Source organism: Agromyces solani (assembly GCF_058349925.1).
In genome coordinates, this window is record NZ_JBYRER010000003.1 from 195,731 (window position 1) to 216,779 (window position 21,049).

Here is a 21,049-nt window from a genome sequence, read left to right on the forward strand (position 1 = left end):
GGCGGTGCAGGGTCCCTGTGGAAGCAGACCCCGCACCGCCGGTACTCGTGCGCACCTCGGTCGGCGGTGGGCTCGACCGATCAGTACTGGCGGTCGGCGAGCACGGCCTGGGCGGCCTCGGGCGAGTCGAACGCCTCGCTCGGCACGATGATGTACGAGTCGACCGACTCGCCGTCGAGCGTCTTGTTCACGACGTCGAGGGCGGTCTCGCCGAACAGCGGGTTGTACTCGTGCACGTAGCTGAGCTGGCCGTTCGCGAGGGCCTCCATGGCCGCCGCGGTGCCGTCGATCGTGGCGATCTTGACGTCGGTTCCGGGCTTCAGGCCCGCCTCTTCGACGGCCTGCGCCGCGCCGAGGCCCATCTCGTCGTTCTGGGCGAAGATGAGCTGCACGTCGTTGTTGTTCGCCTTGAGCAGCGTCTCGGTCACGCTCTTGCCCTCTTCGGCGGACCAGTTCGCGGTCTGCGCGGCGACCTCGACGAGCTTCGAGCCCTCGACCGAGGCATCCCAACCCTCGTTGCGCTCGTTCACGACGCCGACGCCCGCGGGGCCCTCGAGGGTGATGTAGTTGCCGCCGTCGGGGAACTGCTCGACGGCCCAGGCCCCGACCTCCTTCGCGACCTCGACGTTGTCGGGCGCGATGCGGGTCACGTAGAGGCTCGTGTCGTCGGGCTCGATGCCGCGGTCGAGCAGGATCACGGGGATCTCCGCCTCCTGGGCGCGCTTGAGCGAGTCCTCCCAACCGGATGCCTCGGTGGCCGACAGCAGGATGACGTCGACGCCCTCGTCGACGAACGACGTGAATGCGTCGATCTGCGACTTCTGGTCGAGGTTCGTCGCGGGTGCGTACTTCAGCTCGAACCCGGCGTCCTCGGTGAACGTCTCCTGGATGTTCTTCTCGTTCGCCTCGCGCCAGGCGCCTTCGGGACCCACCGCGACGAAGCCGACGGTGGTGAGGTCGCCCTCGCTGCCCGATGCGCTGTCGCCGCCGCCGCTCGAGCACGCGGCGAGGCCGATGCTGAGCGCGCCGACGGCCGCCAGGCCGAGGACCTTCGCGAATCGCCTCTGAACTGACATGTGATCTCCTCCTTGAGACCCGGCGTTCGTGCGCCGGTAACTGCCCGGAAAGCGGGCTTCGGGTGATGGCAACGAACGCTCGGTGCGTGGTCGCACGAGTGATGTTACCGGGAACAAAATCGGAAACGCAAGCACTTTGTTCCCGGGAACATTTCGTCTTGGGCACGCGGCTCCGAGGCCGCCCCCGAACGGGTCGCGCCCGGGTCGGCGAGGTCGGCGGGCGGACGATCAGGTCGCACGCCGCCAGGCGGGCTCAGGCGTCGTCTTCGTCGTCGGCCGCGATCATCTCGATGATCGTGTCGACGCTGAGGCCCGGACCGTTGCTGACCTCGCCGATCTTGCGCCGGTCCTTGAGGATCGCGATGCGGTCGCTGAGCCGGACGACCTCGTCGAGCTCGGACGAGATGAACACGACGGCGACGCCCTCCCGGGCCATCTCCGCGATGCGCGCCTGGATCTCGACCTTGGCCGCGATGTCGACGCCCCTCGTCGGCTCGTCGAGCACGAGCACGTGCGGCCGCGTCGCGAGCCATCGCGCGAGCAGCACCTTCTGCTGGTTGCCGCCGGAGAGCTGGCGGGCCGGTGCGTCGGGCCCTGGGGCGACGATCGCGAGCGACTCCATGTAGCGGTCGACGAGGGCGTCGCGCTCGGCCCGCGAGATCGGGCGCGCCCAGCCGCGGATCGCCTGCAGCGCGAGCACGATGTTCTCGCGCACGCTCAGCTCCTCGATGATGCCGCCGTCGCGGCGGTCCTCGCTCGCGAAGGCGATGCGCCGCCTGAGCGCCGCGGCCGGATTCGGCAGCGCGACCTGCCGGCCGTCGATCTGGATCGTGCCGGTGTCGCGACGCGCGACCCCGGCGAGCAGTTGCCCGAGCTCGCTGCGGCCCGATCCTCGCAGGCCGCCCAGCCCGACCACCTCGCCGCGATGCAGCTCGAAGTCGGTCGCCTCGAACTCGCCCCGCCGGCCCACGCCGATCGCCCGGTAGACGGGCTCGCCGACGGGGTCGGCGCGGTGCGCCCGGCGTTCGGACCCGATGCGCCGCAGCTCGGCCAGGTCCTTGCCGATCATCTTCGAGATCAGCTCCGCACGATCGAGCTCGCGCGTGCGGTACTCGCCCTGCCCGCGACCGTCGCGCAGCACCGTGATCCGATCGCTGATCGCGTACACCTGTTCGAGGAAGTGCGAGACGAAGAGGATGGCGACGCCGTGATCGCGCAGCCGGCGCAACGCCCGGAACAGGGTCGCGACCTCGTCGGCGTCGAGGCTCGAGGTGGGCTCGTCGAGCACGAGCACCTTGGGACGGGTGACCATGGCACGGGCGATGGCGACGAGCTGCTGGATGGGCGGCGGAAGCGCCGACACCGCCTGCCGCGGATCGAGGTCGCCGAGGCCGAGCTCGTCGAGCACGTCCACCGCCCTGCGCCGGGTCGCCGACCACGAGATGCCGTACCAGCGGCGCTCCTCGTGCCCGATCATGATGTTCTCGGCGATCGAGAGATTGCCGCACAGGTCGACGTCTTGGAAGGCGGCCGCGACGCCCGCGGACTCGGCCGCCGCGGGCCCCGAGAGCACGACCCGCTCGCCCGAGATGCGCACCTCGCCGCCGTCGACGCGGTAGGCCCCCGTGAGCGCCTTCACCATCGACGACTTGCCCGCGCCGTTGCCGCCCATGAGCGCGTGGATCTCACCGGCGCGGAGTCGCAGATCGACGCCGTGCAGCACCCGCGTGCCGTCGATCTCGACCGTGATGCCGGTCATCTCGACGACCGGCTCCGGCTCGGGGAACGCCCGCCCCGCGGCATCCTGCCCGATCATGACGACCTCGGCGCCGCGGTCGAAGCCCGCACGACGAGTTCCGACGGGATCTTCGAGCGCTGCGGGATACCGCGTCCCTCGAGCGCCGCGCGCAGCACCTCCATCGCCTTCGCGCCGAGCGCGTGGAAGTCCTGCCGGACGGTCGTGAGCGGCGGGATGACGTGCCGCGCCAACGGCAGGTCGTCGAAGCCCACGATGCTCACGTCGTCGGGGACGCGGATCCCGCGGTCGTGGAACCCGTGGATGACTCCGACCGCCATCTCGTCGTTCGCCGCGAACACCGCCGTGTACTCGGGAACGCCCGTGAGGCCCACCGCATAGTCGTAGCCGAAGTCCGCCGTCCAGTCGCCGACGACGACGGGGCGCGCCTTCAGCCCCCACTGCTCGATGCGCGCGTGGAATGCGCGCTCCCGACCGCGCGCGTCGAGCCAGTCGAGGGGCCCCGAGATGTGGAGGATGTCGCGGTGTCCGAGCGCGACGAGGTGGTCGACGGCGAGCGTCGTGCCGAGCTGCTGGTCGACGCTGACGGTGAGGAAGTTCGGATCCTTCGCCGCCTTGACGACGAGGACCGGGACGTCGATCGAGATCCGGCGCAGCGCCGAGACCGATGACGAGCGCGGAGCGACGATGCAGAGCGCGTCGACGCCCTCGGCGATGAGGTGGCCGACGGCCATCTCGGGCGTGAGGTTCGCGTCGTCCTGCATCGCGACCGACGTCACCGAATACCCGGCCGATCGCGCCGCGAGTTCGAGCCCGCGCAGGGTGCTCGTGGGCCCGAACTCCACCGCGCTGTCGACGATGACGCCGATGCGCTGCGTGCGCTGCGTCGCGAGCGCTCGCGCGGCGCTGTTGGGCTTGAAGTCGAGTTCCTGGATGACGTCGAGCACGCGCTGGCGCGTCGCGGGGCGGATGTTGGGGTGCCCGTTGAGCACGCGCGAGACGGTCATGTGCGAAACGCCGGCGAGCGCGGCGACCTCGCGGATGCCGAGCTTCTCGGGGCGCTCGCCCGTCTCGAGGTCACTCACGCGCAACAGCCTATTCGTTCGGCGCAACCGTGGCCCCGTGCCGCCGGACGTCTTCACGCCGCGGCCCCACCGCTCGATCGAGTGCGGCAGCCGCGTGCTCGAAATACCGGCCGCCCGCCTCCGGGAGGAGCAGAATTCGGCCTAGAGGATGCGGCTGCGCGGTTCTCCTCGCCGCGGAGACAGCCTCGAGACGCCGCGTCCCACCACCACGGAAGGGTGAAGTCATGGTTCCCGAGATCAACTACTGGGCAGTGCTCATCGCGACCCTCTCGAGCATGGTCGTCGGCTCGATCTGGTACGCCCCGAAGGTCTTCGGCATGAGGTGGGCGAAGCTCGCCGACGTCGACATCGACCGGCCCGGCGCGAGCGCCGTCGGCCCGATCGTCGTCACGGTCATCGTGAGCTTCATCACGGCTTGGGTGCTCGCGGGCAGCACGGCGATCGCCTGGCACTTCTACGGCGGCGGCGGATTCCTCCTCTCGGCGATCATCACGTCGATCACGCTCTGGGCCGGCTTCACGGCCGCCCGCTTCATCACGCACGACGCCTTCGAGGGCCGCCCCGCCGCCCTCACCACGATGAACATCGCGCACGAGCTCGTCACGGTCATCGTGATGGCCGTCATCATCGGCGTCTGGCCGCCCGAGGGCACCGTCTGAGCGCGGGCGTCGCCGACCGGACGCTCGAAAAGACGGGCGAAGTGCGCCGGATACGCGGTGGTCGCGTCACACGGTGGTCGCGACCCACCAGCCGATGATGAAGAGCCCCATCGCGATGAAGAGCAGGCCGATGATCACGAAGAGGGTCGGACTCGGGGCGCGCGCCGCCGCGCGACCCGGGCGGGATTGCCGCTCCGCCGCGATCGTCTCGGCGAGCCACCTGCGCCGGATGACGAGCGCGATGCCGGCGACGAGCGCGAGCACCGCCCATGCGAGGGCGAAGACCAGGCCGAGTTGCACCACGACAGCCTAGCGGTGGGCTATTCGCATCATCCCCCGTACCAGCCGAGAACCGCTCCGTCGGAATCAGCCTCCATGCAGATCGCGTTGATCTCGTCGGTCGCGGCACTGATCTCGTCGAGCTGATCCGACCATTCCGCGGGGTCATCCGTGGTGCCCATTCGGGAGTGCACCGCGTTGGCCGCCTCACTCAGGCTCGTCACCGGTGCGTCGAGTCCCGAATCGCTCAGCTCCTCGTCGATCCGGCGCAACTCCCACGCAGCGGTGAAGTAGAGGCCGCGCGCGGTCTCGGTGTCCATCGCGCCCTCCGGCGCGACCTGCGCATTGAAGATCAACGACAGGGGCACGGTGAGCTGCTCGCAGGCCTCGGCATCCGTGTCCTCGGCGGCGGCCGGCGGCGTGCTGATGACGGGTGCGTCGGCGGCGCTCGGGGTGCAGGCCGCCAGGAGTGCAATGGTTCCGCAGGCGATGATGAACGGTGCGACCTTCAGCAACATGTCCGGAGTTCCTCCTCGATCGGGTTCGACGCGGGTACCGCGTCGCTCGTGTATACCGATATGTCCGGTCGAGCCGATTGGTTCCAAATTGGGTCGGCTTCGATCGTTTCCTGTCGCGAGAGTGAGGAACTCGGGCAGACGCTTCGGTGCGCCTGCCGCGACGCCGGCCCCGGATACGCGAAAAGCCCGGCGGTTCCGAAGAACGCCGGGCTTCTGGTAGCGAGGGCGGGACTCGAACCCGCGACACCACGATTATGAGCCGTGTGCTCTAACCACCTGAGCTACCCCGCCGCGAGGCTTCGGGACGAAACGCGAACGCTCGAACCGAGAACCAGAGCCCCGAGTCAGGATTGAACTGACGACCCCTTCCTTACCATGGAAGTGCTCTACCACTGAGCTATCGGGGCGTATGCCGAGAATCGGCAACCAGACGAGGATATCATCTCTCGAGGGGTGCTTCGTACCATGTGGAGCCGATGACGCCGGGCGACGCGACGTTACGCCCGGCGACCATCGATCGACGCGTCACGACGCCGGCACCGCCACCGCCGGCAGCGCCCACACCGCGAACTCGGGACCCTCCGCCGAGAGCACCACGGCGCCCTCCGACGACGAAAGCCCCGACCCTCCGTACACGCGAGCCGCGGCATCCGCACCGGTCAGCGCCCCCGCGGCGAACGACAGCGTCGCCGCCGCGCGTGAGGCGAACACGAGCAGGGATGCCTCGGCCGATTCGCGCACGAACGCGACGGCGTCGTCGCCGACGGCGAGCCAGCGGACGCCGCCCGTCGCGAGCACGGGGTGCTCCCGACGCAGCGCGACGAGCGAGCGGTACGCCGCGAGCACCGGTTCGACCGACGGCGACGCCTCGCTCCCCCACGGCATCGGCGTGCGCGACGCCTCGCCGTCGACGCCCGTGAGGCCGAACTCGTCGCCCGCCCAGACGACGGGCACCCCGGGCAGCGTGACCGCGAGCCCGAACGCGACCGGCACGGTGCCCGGTCGCGCATGCGTCGCGAAGCGCGGGGTGTCGTGCGTGTCGAGCGCGTTCATGGTGCCGAGCCGCGTGCGCCACGGGTAGCCGGCGGCGAACCGCAGGTGCGCGTCGACGAACTGGCGGCCCGTGAAGGCCGGCACGCGGCCGAGCGCGAAACCGATGCCGCCGCCGGCCGGGCTGCCGGGCTCCTGCAGCCAGCTCCACAGCGGGCGCGTGAACGGCGCGTAGGTCATCGCGCCGTGCCACGCATCGCCCCGGAAGTCGTCGGCACCGTCGTTCGTCGACTCGCCGATGAGCATCGTGTCGGGGTTCACCTCGAGCATCGTGCGCCGGATCGCCTGCCGCACCTCCGCGTTGAGGTCGACGTCGCCGAGCCGCCCCGTCATGTTCGCGACGTCGATGCGCCAACCGTCGAGCGAGTACGGCGCCTTCAGGTACTTGGCGACGACCGAGTCGGAGCCCTCGACGAAGCGCCGGCGCAGCTCGCGCGACGACCAGTCGAACTTCGGCAGGCTCGGCACGCCGAGCCACGACTCGTACCCGTGGCCGCCCTCGGCCTCGTCGTCCCGGAAGTAGTAGAACTCGCGCTGGGCCGACGCCGGGTCGGCCTGCGCCGTGCGGAACCACTCGTGCGCGTCGCCCGAGTGGTTGCTCGTCAGGTCGCCGATGACGCGGATGCCTCGGGCATGCGCCGCCTCGACGAGCCGCACGAGCGCCTCGTCACCGCCGAGCAGGTCGTCGACCCGGTCGAACGTCAACGCGTCGTAGCGGTGGTTCGACCGGGCCGGGAAGACCGGCGTCAGGTAGAGCAGGTTCACGCCGAGCCCGACGAGGTGGTCGAGCCTCTCGCGCACACCGTCGAGGTCGCCGCCGAACACCTGCTGCGACCGCCCCGGCGGCACCGGGTCGAGCGCGTCGCCCCACTCGGCGGCGATCGCCCACTCGGGCAGCTCGCCGCGCTCCCGCAAGCGGTCGAACGGCGCATCGGCCGACTTGGCGAACCGATCGGGGAACACCTGGTACAGCACGCTCTCGGCGACCCAGTCGGGCGCGGCGTCGTGCGCGACGAGCGCGAAGTCGTCGCGGTCGCGGGTCTCGACCGACGACAGGCCGACCTGGTTCAGCCAGTGCTGCCGCCCGTCGTCTCCGACGAGCAGCCACCGGTACCCGTGCACCGGGTTCTCGATCTCGACCTCGGCCTCCCACCAGCTCCAGCCGTCGAGGGCTTCACCCGACTCGGATGCCTCGGACCGCCGCCGCGCCTCGTCGAACCGCGGCTCGCGGTTCGGGTTCGAGCGGGTGCCGACCCACGCGAGCGGGCCGATCGTCGTGCCGTCGGCGGCGAGCGCCCCCTCGGGCACGCGCAGCCTGACCCGAACGGTCTCGCCGAGCGCGGGGTTCTGGGTCGACACGTGGAGCGGCGATCCGTCGTGGTGCGGCGTCAGCATGGAGTCATCCTCTCGTGCACCACCGTCACGGTCGCCCGGCGCGGCCGCGATGCGGTGCTGTTGCAGAATGGAGCGTCGCGCCCGACCGCGACGCGAAGGGAGCGCCCGTGGCGACCGCATTCGACCTGCTCGCCCGACACGACGGGCTCGCGGCCTTCGCCGCCGCGAACGGCTGGGCGTTCGACGCCGTCGGCGACCCGCCCGCCCTCGGCGACCGGCTCTGGGAGCAGGTCTCGAACGGCACCGCGCACGACAAGGTCGTCGCCGACGGCTGGCAGACCGGGCACCTCCGCGGCGGCACCCGCAGCGCCGAGTCGGTGCGCACGACGAAGTCGGGCATCACCGTGACGACGCGCGTGCGCTCGGGCTCCCCCGTGTCGAGCATCGACATCGGCTACCTCGCGATCGACCTGCCGCGATACCTGCCGAACATGATCCTCGACGCGGGCAGCAACGACGGCCTCATCGGCTCGAGCCTCGCGAGGCCGCCGAGGGAGGACCAGCGCCTCCCGCTCGAGGGCGACTTCGACCGGCACTTCCGCCTCTACGTGCCGAAGGGCTACGAGCGCGACGCGCTCTACGTCTTCACGCCCGACCTCATGGCGCTGCTCATCGACGAGACCGGCGACCTCGACGTCGAGGTGCGCGACGACCTGCTCATCGTCATGAAGCCCGGCGGCTTCGCATGGACGGAACGCGCGACCTGGGAGCGCTTCGACCGCATCCGCGCGGTCGTCGGCGCGAAGTTCCACGACCGCACCGACCTCTACGTCGACGAGCGCGTGCCCGGCGCCGAGACGCCCGCGTCGCGCCTCGCGGCCGTCGCCGGCGGGGCGGCGCCGACCGGTTCGCCCGAAGCCGGCCGTGCGTCGGCGAACCCGATCGCCCCGGCCGGCCGCCGTCTCCGCCGCAACATGGATCGCGCGACCGCGATCGGCATCGGCTTCGGCATCGGCGGTGCGGCGATCGCGATCGCCGCGGTCGTCGTGGCGCTCATCGCGACGGCCGACATCCCGGCCGGCACGTCCGTCTCGTTCTGATCGGATGCCTCGGGGCCCTGCGGGTCGGCGCCCGCCGACGGGCACCGAGGCCGAGGCATCCACGTCGCTGCTACAGGATGAGCCGGTCGGCACCCCGGTATGCGCGGGTGCCGAGCGGCTCATCCTGCACGTGGCTCCCAACCGCTACTTGACCGCCCCCGCGGTCAGCCCGCCGACGATGTACTTCTGCAGGAAGAGGAACAGCGCCACGACCGGCAGCGCCGCCATCACGGCACCGGCCGAGAACGCGCTCCAGTCCGCGTAGCGGGGGTTCGAGACGAGCTTCGTGAGACCGACGGCGAGCGTCTGCTTCTCCGTGTCGACGAGCAGCACGGATGCCACGACGAACTCGTTCACCGACGCGATGAACGAGAGCAGCGCGACGACCGCGAGGATCGGTGCGACGAGCCGCAGGATGATCGTGAAGAAGATGCGCGCGTGGCCCGCGCCGTCGAGCTTCGCGGCCTCGTCGATCGACGCCGGCACCGTGTTGAAGAAGCCGTACATGAGGTACGTGTTCACGCCGAGCGCGCCGCCGAGGTACACCATGATGAGGCCGACGTGCGTGTTGAGGCCGATCGCCGGGAACAGGTCGCCGACCGCCGACATGAGCAGGAAGATCGCGACGACGGCGAGCAGCTGCGGGAACATCTGCACGACGACGATCGAGATGAGCCCGACCCGGCGCCCGGTGAACCGCATGCGCGAGAACGAGTACGCGGCGAGCGCGCCGAGGAACACCGTGCACACCGCCGTGATGCCCGCGATGATGAGCGTGTTGCCGAACCAGGTCGTGAACGGCACCTGCGGGTCGGTGAGGATCCGGATGTAGCTGTCGAGGCCGATCTGCGAGAACAGGGCGTTCGAGCCGGTCAGGGTGCCGTGCGGGTTGAGTGACGACGACACGACGAACATGATCGGGAACAGCGCGAACACGACCATGACGACGCCGATGACGTGCCGCCAGCCGGTCGCCCAGAACCAGCGGCCGAAGTTGAACGGCCGCTTGGGCAGCTCGAGCGGGGCGCCGCCGCCGGGGCCGCCGCCGACCGACGCGTGCGCGCGGGTCGAGGCATCCATCTCCTCCATCTCGGCGACGGCGAGGCCGACGCCCGTGGGTGCGACGAGGCCGGGGCCCGGCACCTCACCGGTCTTGTCCTTGCGAGCGGCCATCAGTTCAGCTCCTCGAGGCTCTTGGTGCGACGGAAGGCGATGATCGAGATCACCGCGACGACGATGAAGATGATGATGGAGTAGGCGCTCGCGAGACCGTAGTCGCGGTTCTCGCCCGTGAAGGCGACCTTGTAGACCATCGTGATCAGGATGTCGGTGAAGCCGACGGGGATCGGCGCGTTCGCGTCACGCGGCCCGCCGTCGGTCAACATGTAGATGGTGTTGAAGTTGTTGAAGTTGAACGCGAACGACGCGATGAGCAGGGGCGCGACCGACACGAGCAGCAGCGGCAGCTTGATCAGGCGGAAGATCGCCCATGGCCTCGCGCCGTCGACGGTCGCGGCCTCCTGCAGCTCCTCCGGGATCGACTGCAGCGCGCCCGTGCACACGAGGAACATGTAGGGGAACCCGAGCCACAGGTTGACGATCAGGATCGACACCTTGGCGAGCGTCGGATCGGTGAGCCACGGCACCTCGGCGCCGCCGAGGAGCACCTGGTTGATGAAGCCGAAGCTCTTGTTCATCATGCCCGCCCAGACGAGCGCCGACAGGAACGACGGGATCGCGTACGGCAGGATCATGAGCACCCGGTAGCCCTTGCGGCCGCGCATGCGCATGTCGTTGAACGTGATCGCGAGGAACAGCCCGAGGAAGAACGTCGACGCGACCGAGATGAGCGCGAACGCGAAGGTCCAGAGCGTGACGTAGACGAGCGGGCCCGCGAGGCGGGTGTCGGTGACGGCCCGCACGAAGTTGTCGAAGCCGATCGTGATCTGCCAGCCGGGCAGCAGCTCATCGCCGTTCTCGGCGGTGAACGCGCCGACCCCGGTGTCGCTGTAGACCGTGCCCGTCTCGAGGTCGGTCATGGTGCCGGCCTCGGCGTCGTACTCGAGGGTCGAGATGTAGAGGTAGCCCTTCGAGCCGTCGGGCGTGCGGATCGCCCCGTCGTTCGGGTCCTCCGAGTACGGCACCGCCAGGGCGGTGACCTCGTCGGTGCGGGCGAGCACGTCGGCGAACTTCAGCGAGGTCCAGCCGTCGGCCGAGACGGCGACGTCGCCCGAGAACTCGACGCCGGATGCCTCGTGCAGGGGCTCCTCGTTGGTGCCGACGAGGGCGTCGCCGTCTGGGTCGGTCACGAGCAGGCCGAGCTCGCCGCCGCGCTCGACGACCGTCACGCCGTAGGTCGGCGAGTCGGGCACGCGCTCGAGCGACGAGGCCATGAGCGACGAGACCGCCTGCTCCTTCGACCCGTTGTGGCCCGTGCCGTAGTTCGTGAAGGCGATGTACGCCGTGTAGCCGAGCACGAAGACCTGGAACACGACGAGGAAGATGACCCCGGGCGTCAGGTACTTCGCCGGCAGCTTCTTGCGCGAGAAGTAGATCCAGTTGACGATCACGGTGACCGCGGCCACGAGGCCGAGCACGAGCCACTGCTCGTGCATGGCGAGCACGAAGACGGCGTACAGCGCGAGTGCGTCGACGATGCCGACCCCTGCGAGCTTCACGAGCAGCAGCTTGATGCCGCCCGACGCCTCGTCGGCGATGTTCGCCGCACGACGCTGCTGCTTCGTGGGCTTCGGTGGGGCGTCTTCGCGGACGTCGTCGTCGGTCGCGGTGCTCATGCTGCTGCCTGGTCTCTCGTGTCGCGTCTGGGGATGCAGGAAGTCCGTCGGTCGAGTAATGGAATGCCGCCGGTCGAGTAGGCCCGCCAGGGCCGTATCGAGACCCGGTGACCAGGTCTCGATACGCGCTTCGCGCTACTCGACCGCCGTTCGGACTACTCGACCGACGGACTCACCGGATCAACCGGCGTCGATCGCCGCCTGCACGTCGGAGGCGAGCTTCTGCCACGTGGCGACCGGGTCGGCGCCGTTGATGATCGCGGCCTCGGCGATGCCCCAGTACTGCCAGACCTGGCCCATGGCCGGGATGGCCGGCATCGGCACGGCCTCGGCGCCGACGGTCGCGAAGCCCGCGACGATCGGGTCGCTCGAGGCGGTCTCGGCGGCGGCGGTGAGGGCGGGCAGGACGTTGCCGGCCTCGAAGAGCTCGAGCTGCACGTCCTCGGTGCCGATGTAGTTCACGAGGAAGTCGTTCGCGGCGACCTTGTTCTTCGACTCGGCCGAGACGAAGAAGCCCTTGACGCCGGCGAACGGCTGGGCGACCTCGCTGGTCGGGCTGGGGATCGGGTCGATCGCGACGTTGATGCCGGCGTCGACGGCCGCGCCGACGTTCCACGGGCCGGTCAGCCAGAAGGCCGCCTTGCCGGTCGTGAACGCGTCCTTCGCGATGTCGCCGTCGATGTCGGTGTTGAACGCGCCCGTGCCGTTCTTGCCCTGCGAGCCGAGCCAGGTGGCGAACTGCTCGCCGCCTGCGTTGCCGAGCTGGAGGTCGTCGGGGTTGTAGCCCTCGGCGTTGCTGCCGAACACGGGAGCGCCGAACGCGGTCTGGTACGGGTAGAGGTGGTACGGGTTGCCCTCGGCGCCCTGCTCGACGACGAACGGGTGGTCGAGGCCGGCGGCCTTGCCCTTGGCGAGCATGTCGTCGAAGCTCGTGGCGGCCTCGGGAACGAGGTCGGCGTTGCGCAGCATCGCGAGGTTCTCGACGGCGTAGGGCAGCATGTAGACGGTGCCCTCGTAGGTCGAGGCGTTGATCGCCACCTGGAGGTAGTCGGCCGCCGAGTCGCCGAGCTCGAGCGGCGCGACGACGCCGTTCGTCGAGAGCTCGCCGAGCCAGTCGTGGGCGCCCATGACGACGTCGGGGCCCTTGCCGGTCGGAACCTGCTGGATGAAGTCGCTCTTGATGTCGGCGTTGTCCTTGCCGACGAGCTTGACCTTGATGCCGGTCTTGTCCTCGTACGCGTCGGCTGCGCCCTGCACGGCGTCGATGCGCTCGGCGTCGACCCAGACGGTCAGCGTGCCGCTCGCGCTCGACGAGTCGTCGGAACCGCTGTCGCTGCCCGCGCAACCGGCGAGGCCGAGCGTGACGACGACCGCGACCGCACCGGCCGCGAGCAGGCTCTTCCTGTTCACCCTCATTGGTGTGTCCTTCTCAGTGTGCGTGAGATCGGCGCCTTCGCCGGTGGCTCTGATGCCGACCGAGCCCGAAAGGCCGTTCTGCAATTGACGCTCGCGATTGCAAGCGATTACAGATATACCTTGCGTTGCGCGCATTACCAAACCGGGATGTCCCGATCGATACCAGTTCGTGATGGTTGTGTGACGCGTGTGAACTGCAAGCGTTTCCATCCGGTATGGAGATGACGTACAGTTTCGGACATGACTTCCGAATGGTGGCGCACCGCCGCGATCTACCAGATCTACCCCCGCTCCTTCGCCGACGCGAACGGTGACGGCATGGGCGACCTGGCCGGCATCACGCAGCGGCTGGGCGCGCTCGAAGAGCTCGGCATCGACGCCATCTGGCTCTCGCCCTTCTTCACCTCCCCCCAGAAGGACGCCGGCTACGACGTCGCCGACTACTGCGACGTCGACCCGCGCTTCGGCACCCTCGCCGACTTCGACGCCATGGTCGCCGAGGCGCACGCCCGAGGCATCCGCGTCATCGTCGACCTCGTGCCGAACCACTCGAGCGACCAGCACGACTGGTTCCAGGCCGCCCTCGCGTCGCCCGTCGGCAGCGCCGAGCGCGCCCGCTACCTGTTCCGCGACGGGCGCGGCCCCGGCGGCGACGAGCCGCCGAACAACTGGGAGTCGGTCTTCGGCGGTCCCGCGTGGACGCGCGTCGTCGAGGCCGACGGCACGCCCGGCCAGTGGTACCTGCACATCTTCGACTCGTCGCAGCCCGACTTCGACTGGACCAACGAGGAGGTGCGCGAGGAGTTCCGGCGCATCCTGCGGTTCTGGCTCGACCGCGGCGTCGACGGCTTCCGCGTCGACGTCGCCCACGGCATGGTCAAGGCCGACGGACTGCCCGACTACACGCCGCCCGCCGAGGGCGGCAGCATGGGCGGCGCCGGCGGCGGCGCGATCGATCCGCCCGCGGGCACGGCCGTCGGCACGGGCCACGACGTCGGCACGGCGCACGGCGCCGGCCCCGAGGCATCCACCGGAGTGCCCCTCGAGCCCGAGATCTCGACCGAGGCCGACGACCTCGCCCCGTACTGGGCGCAGGACGGCGTGCACGAGATCTTCCGCGACTGGCGGGCGCTCCTCGACGAGTACCCCGGCGACCGCATCCTCGCGGGCGAGGCCTGGGTCGACCCGCTCGCGAAGCTCGCCCGGTGGGTGCGACCCGACGAGATGCACCAGACGTTCAACTTCGCCTACCTCGAGACGCCGTGGCAGGCCGACGCACTGCGCCGCGTGATCGACGACTCCATCGACGCGTTCGGCAGCGTCGGCGCCCCGTCGACGTGGGTGCTGTCGAACCACGACGTCGTGCGCCACGCGACCCGCCTCTCGGTCATCGAGCCGAACCCGCAGGGCCACGGCCTCGGGCCGCGCTCGCGCGGCATCCCCGCGTATCTTGACGGGCTCCGCCGCGCTCGCGCCGCGACCGCCCTCATGCTCGCGCTGCCCGGCTCGTCGTACCTCTACCAGGGCGAGGAGCTCGGCCTGCCCGAGGTCATCGACCTGCCCGACGACGCCCGGCAGGACCCGACGTGGTTCCGCACCGACGGCGAGCGGTACGGCCGCGACGGATGCCGCGTGCCCCTGCCCTGGGCCTCTGATGCGCCGTCGTACGGCTTCGGCCCCACGGATGCCTCGTGGCTGCCGCAACCCGCATCGTGGGCCGCGCTCGCACGGGACGCCCAGCAGGACGACCCCGACTCGACCCTCTCGCTCTACCGTTCGCTGCTCGCCGCGCGTCGCGAGCACGGGCTCGCGGCCGGGACGCTCGAGTGGCTTTCGCCCGCGACCGGGGCCGAGTCGGCGTCGGGTGACGCCGCCGGCGTGCTCTCGTTCCGCAACGGCGACGTCGTCGTCGTCGCCAACACCGGCACTGCGCCCGCCGCGCTGCCCGCGGGCGACATGCTCGTCGCGAGCGGCCCGGTCGACGAGGCATCCCACCTGCTGCCGCCCGACACGACCGTCTGGCTGCGCGCGTAGCCTCGCGCGCTCCGCGCACGCTCCGCGCACTCCGCGCTTCAACAGGATGAGCGGGTCGGCATCGCCCCATTTCAGGGCGCCGACCCGCTCATCCTGCACCAGTGACCGAGCCGCCTCACCCGATCGGCCCGCCCTCCCCGAGCGTTCCCGCCTTCTGCAGGACCAGCCGACCGGCACCCCCGTATTTCGAGGCGCCGACCCGCTCATCCTGCACCAGTGACCGATCCGCCTCACCCGTTCGGCCCGCCCTCCCCGAGCGTTCCCGCCTTCTGCAGGACCAGCCGACCGGCACCCCCGTATTTCGGGGTGCCGACCCGCTCATCCTGCAGCAGTGACCGAGCCGCCTCACCCGATCGGCCCGCCCACCCCGAGCGTTCCCGCCTTCTGCAGGACCAGCCGACCGGCACCCCCGTATTTCTATGTGCCGACCCGCTCATCCTGCACCAGTGAGTTGCGCCGGCTCACCGCCGACCGAAATACTCCGCCGGGGGTGCATCATCGTGCCGGTCGAGCCGTCGCAACGCGACGTCGAGCCCGATCGACCGACGGCTGCGACTGCCCCACCGGTGCTCGCCGCGTGCGACGAGTTCGAGGATGCCGCGGCTCGTCACCTCCCAATCGTCGACGACCATGCGGTAACTGAGACGCAGCACGACATACCCGAGCATCGCCAGTTCGAAGTCTCGCCGGCGATCGTTCTCGAACTCCTCGGCTCCGGCATGGAAACGCGAACCGTCGACTTCGATCACGAGCCGGTCACCGACCAGCAGATCGACCCGCCCCACCCGCGCAATCGACACCTGTGCACGGTGACGGATGTTGTGAGCCCGCAGGAGCAGGCGCACCTTCGTCTCGGTGCCCGACTCCGACCTGTCGGAACAGCGATCGACGAGTCGGCGCCGCGCCGGACTGGCGAGCGCACGGACGTCGTCGAGCGACACCTCGCCCCGCGCGAGCGCCGCATCGATCGTGGCCACTGCGGCGTCGGCTGCGCTGCAATGCAGCATCTCCGCCAACGCGAGCGCCAGCGGGTCACGCCCGCTCTCGAGCGGAGGCTCCGAACGATAGTGCACGCACACGCGGTCGCGCGAGGGGTCGAGGGGCGCGCCGGCACCGGTGTCGGCGACGACCGCGGGTGACTTCAGCCGCGAGGCGGTCCGGGGCACCCGCACGTGCAGTGCGCCGCCGTCGGCCACCCAGAGTCCGTGTATGCGGGCGACGGAGTGAGCAGTGGCGGGCCACCGACGCGGACCGCTCGAACGACGTCGGCCGGTGCGTCGGGTACGGCGTACCACCCTCGACGCACCCGGACGACGGTCGCTGCGGCGAGCTCTGCCCCGACTTCATCGCGGCCGAGTCCGGCGGCATCGAGCCGGCGCAGGTGCACAGCCCCTCCATGCCGGCGGATCCAGCTGGAGACGCGGCGACGATCAGGCTGCATGCGTCGAGTCTGCGGGCCTCGTGGCGACGATGGCCGGGAGATGGCGGAACTGTGGATAACCGCGGTCGATCCAACGTCGTCCGGAACCTGCTCGGCTCCGCGATCTCCGTTACTTCAACAGGACCAGCCGGCCGGCGCCCTCGTATCCAGTGGTGCCGGCGCGCTCATCCTGTACAAGGTCGCGGCCCGGCCGCGCCCCGACGTACGACGCGACGCGATGCCCCGACGTGTTGCACCGACGACGCACCGACGCCGCAACGCACCGACGCTAGTTCGTGTTGGCGTAGAGCCACTCGAGCGGGTCGACCCACTCGCCGTCGATGCCGCCGACGCGGATCTCGAAGTGGAGGTGCGGGCCGGTCGACATGCCGGTGTTGCCCGTCTGGCCGATGACCTGGCCGACCTCGACCGTCTCGCCCTCTTCGACGAGGCGCGAGCCGTAGATCATGTGCGCGTAGACGCTGACGATGATCTGCCCGTCGATCTCGTGCTGGATCATGACGACGGTGCCGAGCGACCCGCCCTCATCGGTCGAGTTCACGACCACGCCGTCGGCGATCGACTGGATCTCGGCGCCGTAGCCCGGGTTGAAGTCCTGCCCGTGGTGGTCGCTGGAGCAGCCGGCGCAGTCGCGATAGCCGAAGCGGTCGCCGATGTGCACGCCGATCGCGAACGGCCACTGGATGGTGCCCGAGGGGTTGTTCGTGAAGGTCGCCTCGGGCCGGATGCCGGCTGCCTCGGCGTATTCCTCGATCGTCTGCGTCTTGTAGCCCTCGCTGTCGACGCCCTCGGCGATCACGCCGTCGGCGATCTCGACGCGCTGGCCGTCGATGGTCGTCGTCGTCGTGGACTCGAGCGCCATCGCCTGCACCTCGGCCGGTGTCATGAGCGACATCGCCGGCACCGAGGTCGTCACGGCGAGGAGCGCCGCGAACCCCATCGCGACGACGGGCGCGAGACGCCGGCCGGTACGGCGCGCGGCTGCGGGCCGCGTCGAGGCGGGCGGGGTCGGTGCTGTGCGTTGCACCGGGGCGGATGCCGCGGGCCCGGCACCGATCGCGGCGCCGCGGCGCGGCGCACGCTTCGCACGACGGGCGGATGCCGCGGGGTGGACGTCGGCCGCGGGCGTCGGGCGTGATCGACGGCTCGAGGATGCCGCGCGGCCCGTCGACGTCGCGGCCGAGCCGACCGGCTCGTCCGACTCGGACGGTGCGAGATCGACACCGGCGATCAGGGCGGCGAGGTCGTCGATCGCCGACTCGCCGCGCGCCGGGGCGGGAACCGGAACGGCGACGGGCGCGGCGTCGGCCGCAGCGGTCCGTGCTGCGGGCACCGCGGTCCGCGCGACGGGCGCGGGTGCCGCGGTGCGCCCGCCGGGCATGGCGGGCGTGGGAGCGGCCGAGGGAGTGGGAGCCGCCGGAGCAGCGGTCGCCGCAATCGACGCCACTGGCGCGGCATCGGCTGCGACAGTCCGCGCGGCGGCGGGTGCCATCGACGCCGAAGCGGCCGCGGGAGCGGGAGGCGCGGCTGCAGGGGCGGGACGCGCGGCCGCAGGAGCCTGCGACCGCGGCGTCGACTCCGAGGCGCCGAGGTCGGCGAACAGGTCGTCGAATGCCGGGCGGCGCGGCGCGGCGGCGGGAGCCGGCCGCGAGACCTCCGCCCGCGGCACGGCGGCCGAGGCGCCGGGCGTCGTGGGAGTCGGGGCGGGCGCCCGGGGGGTCGTGGGAGCCGGGGCCGGCGCCCGAGTGACCGGCGCCGAATGCGCCGCCACCGGCGCGGCGCCGGCAGCAGTCGGGACCGGAACACCAGCCGCCCCGGCCGAAGCCGCCTGGACTGAAGCCGCGGCCGTCGGCGCCGAAGCCGCCGGAGCCGGCGCGGCGACCGGCGCCGCCGAAGCCGACGTGAAGACTGGAGCAGGAGCCGACACCCCGTACGGCGCGTACGACGGCGCAGCAGGAGCCGCTGCCGGCACACCCGCGGGACCAGACGCACCCGCAGGACCAGACGCACCCGCAGAACCAGGCCCACCCGCAGAACCGGGAGCCCCCATCGAACCAGCCGAACCATCCGCGCCCGCCGAAGCCTCGTACCGACGAGCTGCCGCGGCCTCGCGCTCCCGCAGCTCGCGACGGGTCAGTGCACGCTCGGGCCGCACAGCGGCCTGGGTGCCTGGCGAAGATCCGTCGGGCACGAGGGGGGACTCGAGCACGTGTTGGGGGCTTTCGGCGTCGGGGACGAGAGGTTTGCAGGGGAGGTACTCATCCCGACGCGCGCGCCGAGATAACAACTCGATAAAGGGTACCCGCAATCGCCCGTGAACACCACGCGAACATTCGGTATTCGTTGTAAGCACCGCGACTGAACGGGCGTTTCGCCCGACTCGCGTCGCCGCCGCCGCTCACCCCTCGACGTGCACGAGCGCCTCACTCACCGCCGGATGCGGCCGCGATCGCGGCGGACAGCTCCTCGAACAGCCCGGGCGCGGCCGCCACGACGAGCTCGTCGCTCTCGCGCGCCCCTCGCGGGCCGCCGACGAGCGCGCCGGCCTCGCGCGCGATGAGGGCGCCGGCGGCGTGGTCCCACGGGTTGAGCCCGCGCTCGTAGAACGCGTCGAGCCGCCCGGCGGCCAGCGAGCACAGGTCGATCGCCGCCGACCCCGCGCGCCGGATGTCGCGCACCTGCGGCAGCACCTCGAGCAGCACCTGGGCCTGTTCGCGCCGGCGTTCGGCGGAGTACCCGAAGCCCGTGCCGACGAGCGCCCGCCCGAGCGGCACGCCCTCGTTGACGCGGAGCGCCTGGTCGCCCAGCTGCGCTCCCCCGCCCGCGCTCGCCTCGAAGACCTCGCCGGTCGTCGGGTTGACGACGACCCCGGCGAGCGCGCGCCAGCTCGACGGCTCGGGCGACCCCTCGACGACGGCGATGCTCACGGCCCACCCGGGCAGCCCGTAGAGGAAGTTGACGGTGCCGTCGATCGGGTCGACGACCCAGGTGAGCCCGCTCGCGCCGATGAGCATGCTGTCTTCTTCGCCGAGGATGCCGTCGTCGGGTCGCGCCTCGAGGATGAGCGACCGGATGAGCGCCTCGGTCTCGCGGTCGGTCGCGGTGACCACGTCGGTGGGGGTCGACTTCGTCGCCGCGACCTCGACGCCGCCCCGACGCGCGGCCGCCGCGAACTCCGCAGCCTGTACGGCGATCTTGCGTGCGAGCGCGCGCAGCGCCGGCAGTTCGGCAGGGTCGATGGATGCCTCGTGCACGGTCATGGCTCCCACGGTAGCGCCGCCCGACGACGACCGCCTCCGGCGGACCCGGCGTACGCTGCGAGCATGACGATGCCGCGGATGGACCATGTCAGCATCGTCGTCGACGACCTCGAGGCCGCGACGGCGTTCTTCAGCGAACTTGGCCTCGAACGCGAGGGCGACGCGGCGGTCGAGGGCGACTGGGTCGATCGCGTCAACGGCATCGACGACGTGCGCGTCGACATCGTCATGATGGTCGCGCCCGACGGTCACGGCCGGGTCGAGCTGACGCGGTTCCGCTCGCCCGAGGTGCTCACGCCGGCCCCGTCGAACGCGACGCCGAACCTGCTCGGGCTCCGAAGCGTGATGTTCGAGGTCGACGACCTCGACGACACCGTCGATCGGCTGTGCGCCCGGGGCGGCGAACTCGTGGGCGAGATCACCGACTACGAGCCGTACTACCGCCTCTGCTACCTGCGCGGCCCCGCGAGCATCATCGTCTCCCTCGCCGAGAAGCTCGGCTGACTGCCGAGATCCGCTGTGCCGCGGCCGCGGGCGCCGGCGACGGCGCCGGCCGCCCTCACACCGCCGTGCGCACGGCCTTCCTGAATCCGTTCATGGTGACCCTCTGCACGCGGCTCGCGAGCAGCGACTCGGCGGCGCGCGGGTCGTCGAACGAATCGAGCGGAACCGCCTCGACGAGCCCGTGCCGCACCAGCAGCGCGAGGTGGTCGACCACGACGAACGCGGCGTAGGCGCTCCACGGCCACGTCACCGTTCCGGTCGCGTCGTGCTGCGTCATCCCGTCGCCGGTCAGGCGCACCTCGATCGGGCCCACCTCATCGGCCGTGCGCTGGAACCGGGCCTGGAGCAGGCGCACGGTCGAGCGCCGGTTCCACGCGTAGAGGATGACCGCGATCAGCACGGCCGCGGTCGACATGACGATGATGGCCGCGCCGAGGTACTGGTCGCGCCCCGGCCGGTTGAAGATCGCCATCGCGCCGAAGATCGCCAGCGGGAGCGCCATGAGCCACAGCACGACGACGCCCTGCCACGGCAGCAGCACCGAGACGACGGCGCCCGCCGTCCGCGGCGCATCGATCGCGTGCCGCGCCACGGGCACCCGGTGGCCGGGCTCGGCCGGGCCGACTCCACCGATGTCGCTCATCAGCCGCTCCCCTGCTTCCTGCGGAGGGCCCGCGGTCGTGCCGGCCACGAGCCCGAGCCCGCCCCTTCGCGTGCCCGGATACGCGAAAACCCCGGTGG

17 protein-coding genes and 2 tRNA genes are annotated in these 21,049 nt (G+C 71.0%); 4 read left to right on the forward strand and 15 right to left on the reverse strand.

The genetic code is table 11. The features are described from left to right. Positions 1-80: 80 nt before the first annotated feature. From AC3RJ7_RS13345 to AC3RJ7_RS13355, 3 genes are all read right to left on the reverse strand, one after another. Positions 81-1,076 carry an ABC transporter substrate-binding protein gene (locus tag AC3RJ7_RS13345; RefSeq protein ID WP_491456345.1) on the reverse strand — a complete coding sequence of 332 codons (996 nt, stop codon included), beginning with the start codon at positions 1,074-1,076 and terminating at the stop codon, positions 81-83. 253 nt (positions 1,077-1,329) lie between these two features. Continuing rightward, entirely contained in the window at positions 1,330-2,892 is a 1,563-nt protein-coding gene (locus AC3RJ7_RS13350) for a sugar ABC transporter ATP-binding protein (protein WP_491456346.1), read from the reverse strand. Next, a complete protein-coding gene (locus AC3RJ7_RS13355; RefSeq protein ID WP_491456347.1) occupies positions 2,889-3,917 on the reverse strand; it encodes a LacI family DNA-binding transcriptional regulator in 1,029 nt (342 codons plus the stop codon). The genes AC3RJ7_RS13350 and AC3RJ7_RS13355 overlap by 4 nt, the downstream gene beginning before the upstream one ends. 224 nt (positions 3,918-4,141) lie before the next feature. On the opposite strand from AC3RJ7_RS13355, the gene AC3RJ7_RS13360 reads away from it, so the two are divergent. Beyond that, positions 4,142-4,576, forward strand: coding sequence for a DUF1761 domain-containing protein (locus AC3RJ7_RS13360; protein ID WP_491456348.1), 435 nt, complete (start codon positions 4,142-4,144; stop codon positions 4,574-4,576). A 66-nt stretch (positions 4,577-4,642) separates the two neighbouring features. On the opposite strand, the gene AC3RJ7_RS13365 is transcribed toward AC3RJ7_RS13360, so the two are convergent. The 5 genes from AC3RJ7_RS13365 to AC3RJ7_RS13385 all read right to left on the reverse strand — a co-directional run bounded on the left by AC3RJ7_RS13365 (position 4,643) and on the right by AC3RJ7_RS13385 (position 7,818). Beyond that, positions 4,643-4,876 carry a hypothetical protein gene (locus tag AC3RJ7_RS13365; protein WP_491456349.1) on the reverse strand — a complete coding sequence of 78 codons (234 nt, stop codon included), beginning with the start codon at positions 4,874-4,876 and terminating at the stop codon, positions 4,643-4,645. A 29-nt stretch (positions 4,877-4,905) separates the two neighbouring features. Further along, on the reverse strand, positions 4,906-5,373 hold the full coding sequence (locus tag AC3RJ7_RS13370) for a hypothetical protein (protein WP_491456350.1): 468 nt from the start codon (positions 5,371-5,373) through the stop codon (positions 4,906-4,908). 214 nt (positions 5,374-5,587) lie between these two features. Further along, positions 5,588-5,664, reverse strand: a tRNA-Met gene (locus AC3RJ7_RS13375). A gap of 44 nt (positions 5,665-5,708) precedes the next feature. Then, positions 5,709-5,780 (reverse strand) — tRNA-Thr (locus AC3RJ7_RS13380). Positions 5,781-5,898: 118 nt separating this feature from the next. After that, on the reverse strand, positions 5,899-7,818 hold the full coding sequence (locus AC3RJ7_RS13385) for a glycoside hydrolase family 13 protein (RefSeq protein ID WP_491456351.1): 1,920 nt from the start codon (positions 7,816-7,818) through the stop codon (positions 5,899-5,901). A 107-nt stretch (positions 7,819-7,925) separates the two neighbouring features. Between AC3RJ7_RS13385 and AC3RJ7_RS13390 the strand changes: the two genes are divergently transcribed. Continuing rightward, positions 7,926-8,858, forward strand: coding sequence for a hypothetical protein (locus tag AC3RJ7_RS13390; protein ID WP_491456352.1), 933 nt, complete (start codon positions 7,926-7,928; stop codon positions 8,856-8,858). A 144-nt stretch (positions 8,859-9,002) separates the two neighbouring features. Here the strand turns inward: AC3RJ7_RS13390 and AC3RJ7_RS13395 are convergent, their stop codons facing one another. The 3 genes from AC3RJ7_RS13395 to AC3RJ7_RS13405 form a co-directional block, all read right to left on the reverse strand. After that, on the reverse strand, positions 9,003-9,938 hold the full coding sequence (locus AC3RJ7_RS13395) for a sugar ABC transporter permease (protein ID WP_491456957.1): 936 nt from the start codon (positions 9,936-9,938) through the stop codon (positions 9,003-9,005). A 92-nt stretch (positions 9,939-10,030) separates the two neighbouring features. Further along, positions 10,031-11,653, reverse strand: coding sequence for an ABC transporter permease subunit (locus AC3RJ7_RS13400; RefSeq protein ID WP_491456353.1), 1,623 nt, complete (start codon positions 11,651-11,653; stop codon positions 10,031-10,033). 180 nt (positions 11,654-11,833) lie between these two features. Next, entirely contained in the window at positions 11,834-13,069 is a 1,236-nt protein-coding gene (locus AC3RJ7_RS13405) for a sugar ABC transporter substrate-binding protein (protein WP_491456354.1), read from the reverse strand. A gap of 240 nt (positions 13,070-13,309) precedes the next feature. Between AC3RJ7_RS13405 and AC3RJ7_RS13410 the strand changes: the two genes are divergently transcribed. Further along, positions 13,310-15,103, forward strand: coding sequence for a glycoside hydrolase family 13 protein (locus tag AC3RJ7_RS13410; RefSeq protein ID WP_491456355.1), 1,794 nt, complete (start codon positions 13,310-13,312; stop codon positions 15,101-15,103). 461 nt (positions 15,104-15,564) lie between these two features. Here AC3RJ7_RS13410 and AC3RJ7_RS13415 read toward each other — a convergent pair whose 3' ends face one another. From AC3RJ7_RS13415 to AC3RJ7_RS13425, 3 genes are all read right to left on the reverse strand, one after another. Beyond that, entirely contained in the window at positions 15,565-16,299 is a 735-nt protein-coding gene (locus AC3RJ7_RS13415) for an endonuclease domain-containing protein (RefSeq protein ID WP_491456356.1), read from the reverse strand. Positions 16,300-16,812: 513 nt separating this feature from the next. Then, a complete protein-coding gene (locus AC3RJ7_RS13420) occupies positions 16,813-17,877 on the reverse strand; it encodes a M23 family metallopeptidase (RefSeq protein ID WP_491456357.1) in 1,065 nt (354 codons plus the stop codon). 1,090 nt (positions 17,878-18,967) lie between these two features. Next, a complete protein-coding gene (locus tag AC3RJ7_RS13425) occupies positions 18,968-19,804 on the reverse strand; it encodes an inositol monophosphatase family protein (protein WP_491456358.1) in 837 nt (278 codons plus the stop codon). A 63-nt stretch (positions 19,805-19,867) separates the two neighbouring features. Between AC3RJ7_RS13425 and AC3RJ7_RS13430 the strand changes: the two genes are divergently transcribed. Then, on the forward strand, positions 19,868-20,308 hold the full coding sequence (locus AC3RJ7_RS13430) for a VOC family protein (RefSeq protein ID WP_491456359.1): 441 nt from the start codon (positions 19,868-19,870) through the stop codon (positions 20,306-20,308). Positions 20,309-20,363: 55 nt separating this feature from the next. Here AC3RJ7_RS13430 and AC3RJ7_RS13435 read toward each other — a convergent pair whose 3' ends face one another. Further along, a complete protein-coding gene (locus AC3RJ7_RS13435; RefSeq protein WP_491456360.1) occupies positions 20,364-20,951 on the reverse strand; it encodes a hypothetical protein in 588 nt (195 codons plus the stop codon). Positions 20,952-21,049 lie beyond the last annotated feature (98 nt).

What these genes read in the sequence shown, in the direction of transcription:
- AC3RJ7_RS13410 (WP_491456355.1), top strand. Translation starts at nt 13,310, where the DNA reads ATGACTTCCGAATGGTGGCGCACCGCCGCGATCTACCAGATCTACCCC.
- AC3RJ7_RS13430 (WP_491456359.1), top strand. Translation starts at nt 19,868, where the DNA reads ATGACGATGCCGCGGATGGACCATGTCAGCATCGTCGTCGACGACCTC.
- AC3RJ7_RS13360 (WP_491456348.1), top strand. Translation starts at nt 4,142, where the DNA reads ATGGTTCCCGAGATCAACTACTGGGCAGTGCTCATCGCGACCCTCTCG.
- AC3RJ7_RS13395 (WP_491456957.1), bottom strand. Translation starts at nt 9,938, where the DNA reads ATGGATGCCTCGACCCGCGCGCACGCGTCGGTCGGCGGCGGCCCCGGC.
- AC3RJ7_RS13435 (WP_491456360.1), bottom strand. Translation starts at nt 20,951, where the DNA reads ATGAGCGACATCGGTGGAGTCGGCCCGGCCGAGCCCGGCCACCGGGTG.
- AC3RJ7_RS13370 (WP_491456350.1), bottom strand. Translation starts at nt 5,373, where the DNA reads ATGTTGCTGAAGGTCGCACCGTTCATCATCGCCTGCGGAACCATTGCA.
- AC3RJ7_RS13345 (WP_491456345.1), bottom strand. Translation starts at nt 1,076, where the DNA reads ATGTCAGTTCAGAGGCGATTCGCGAAGGTCCTCGGCCTGGCGGCCGTC.
- AC3RJ7_RS13350 (WP_491456346.1), bottom strand. Translation starts at nt 2,892, where the DNA reads ATGATCGGGCAGGATGCCGCGGGGCGGGCGTTCCCCGAGCCGGAGCCG.
- AC3RJ7_RS13425 (WP_491456358.1), bottom strand. Translation starts at nt 19,804, where the DNA reads ATGACCGTGCACGAGGCATCCATCGACCCTGCCGAACTGCCGGCGCTG.
- AC3RJ7_RS13385 (WP_491456351.1), bottom strand. Translation starts at nt 7,818, where the DNA reads ATGCTGACGCCGCACCACGACGGATCGCCGCTCCACGTGTCGACCCAG.
- AC3RJ7_RS13400 (WP_491456353.1), bottom strand. Translation starts at nt 11,653, where the DNA reads ATGAGCACCGCGACCGACGACGACGTCCGCGAAGACGCCCCACCGAAG.
- AC3RJ7_RS13405 (WP_491456354.1), bottom strand. Translation starts at nt 13,069, where the DNA reads ATGAGGGTGAACAGGAAGAGCCTGCTCGCGGCCGGTGCGGTCGCGGTC.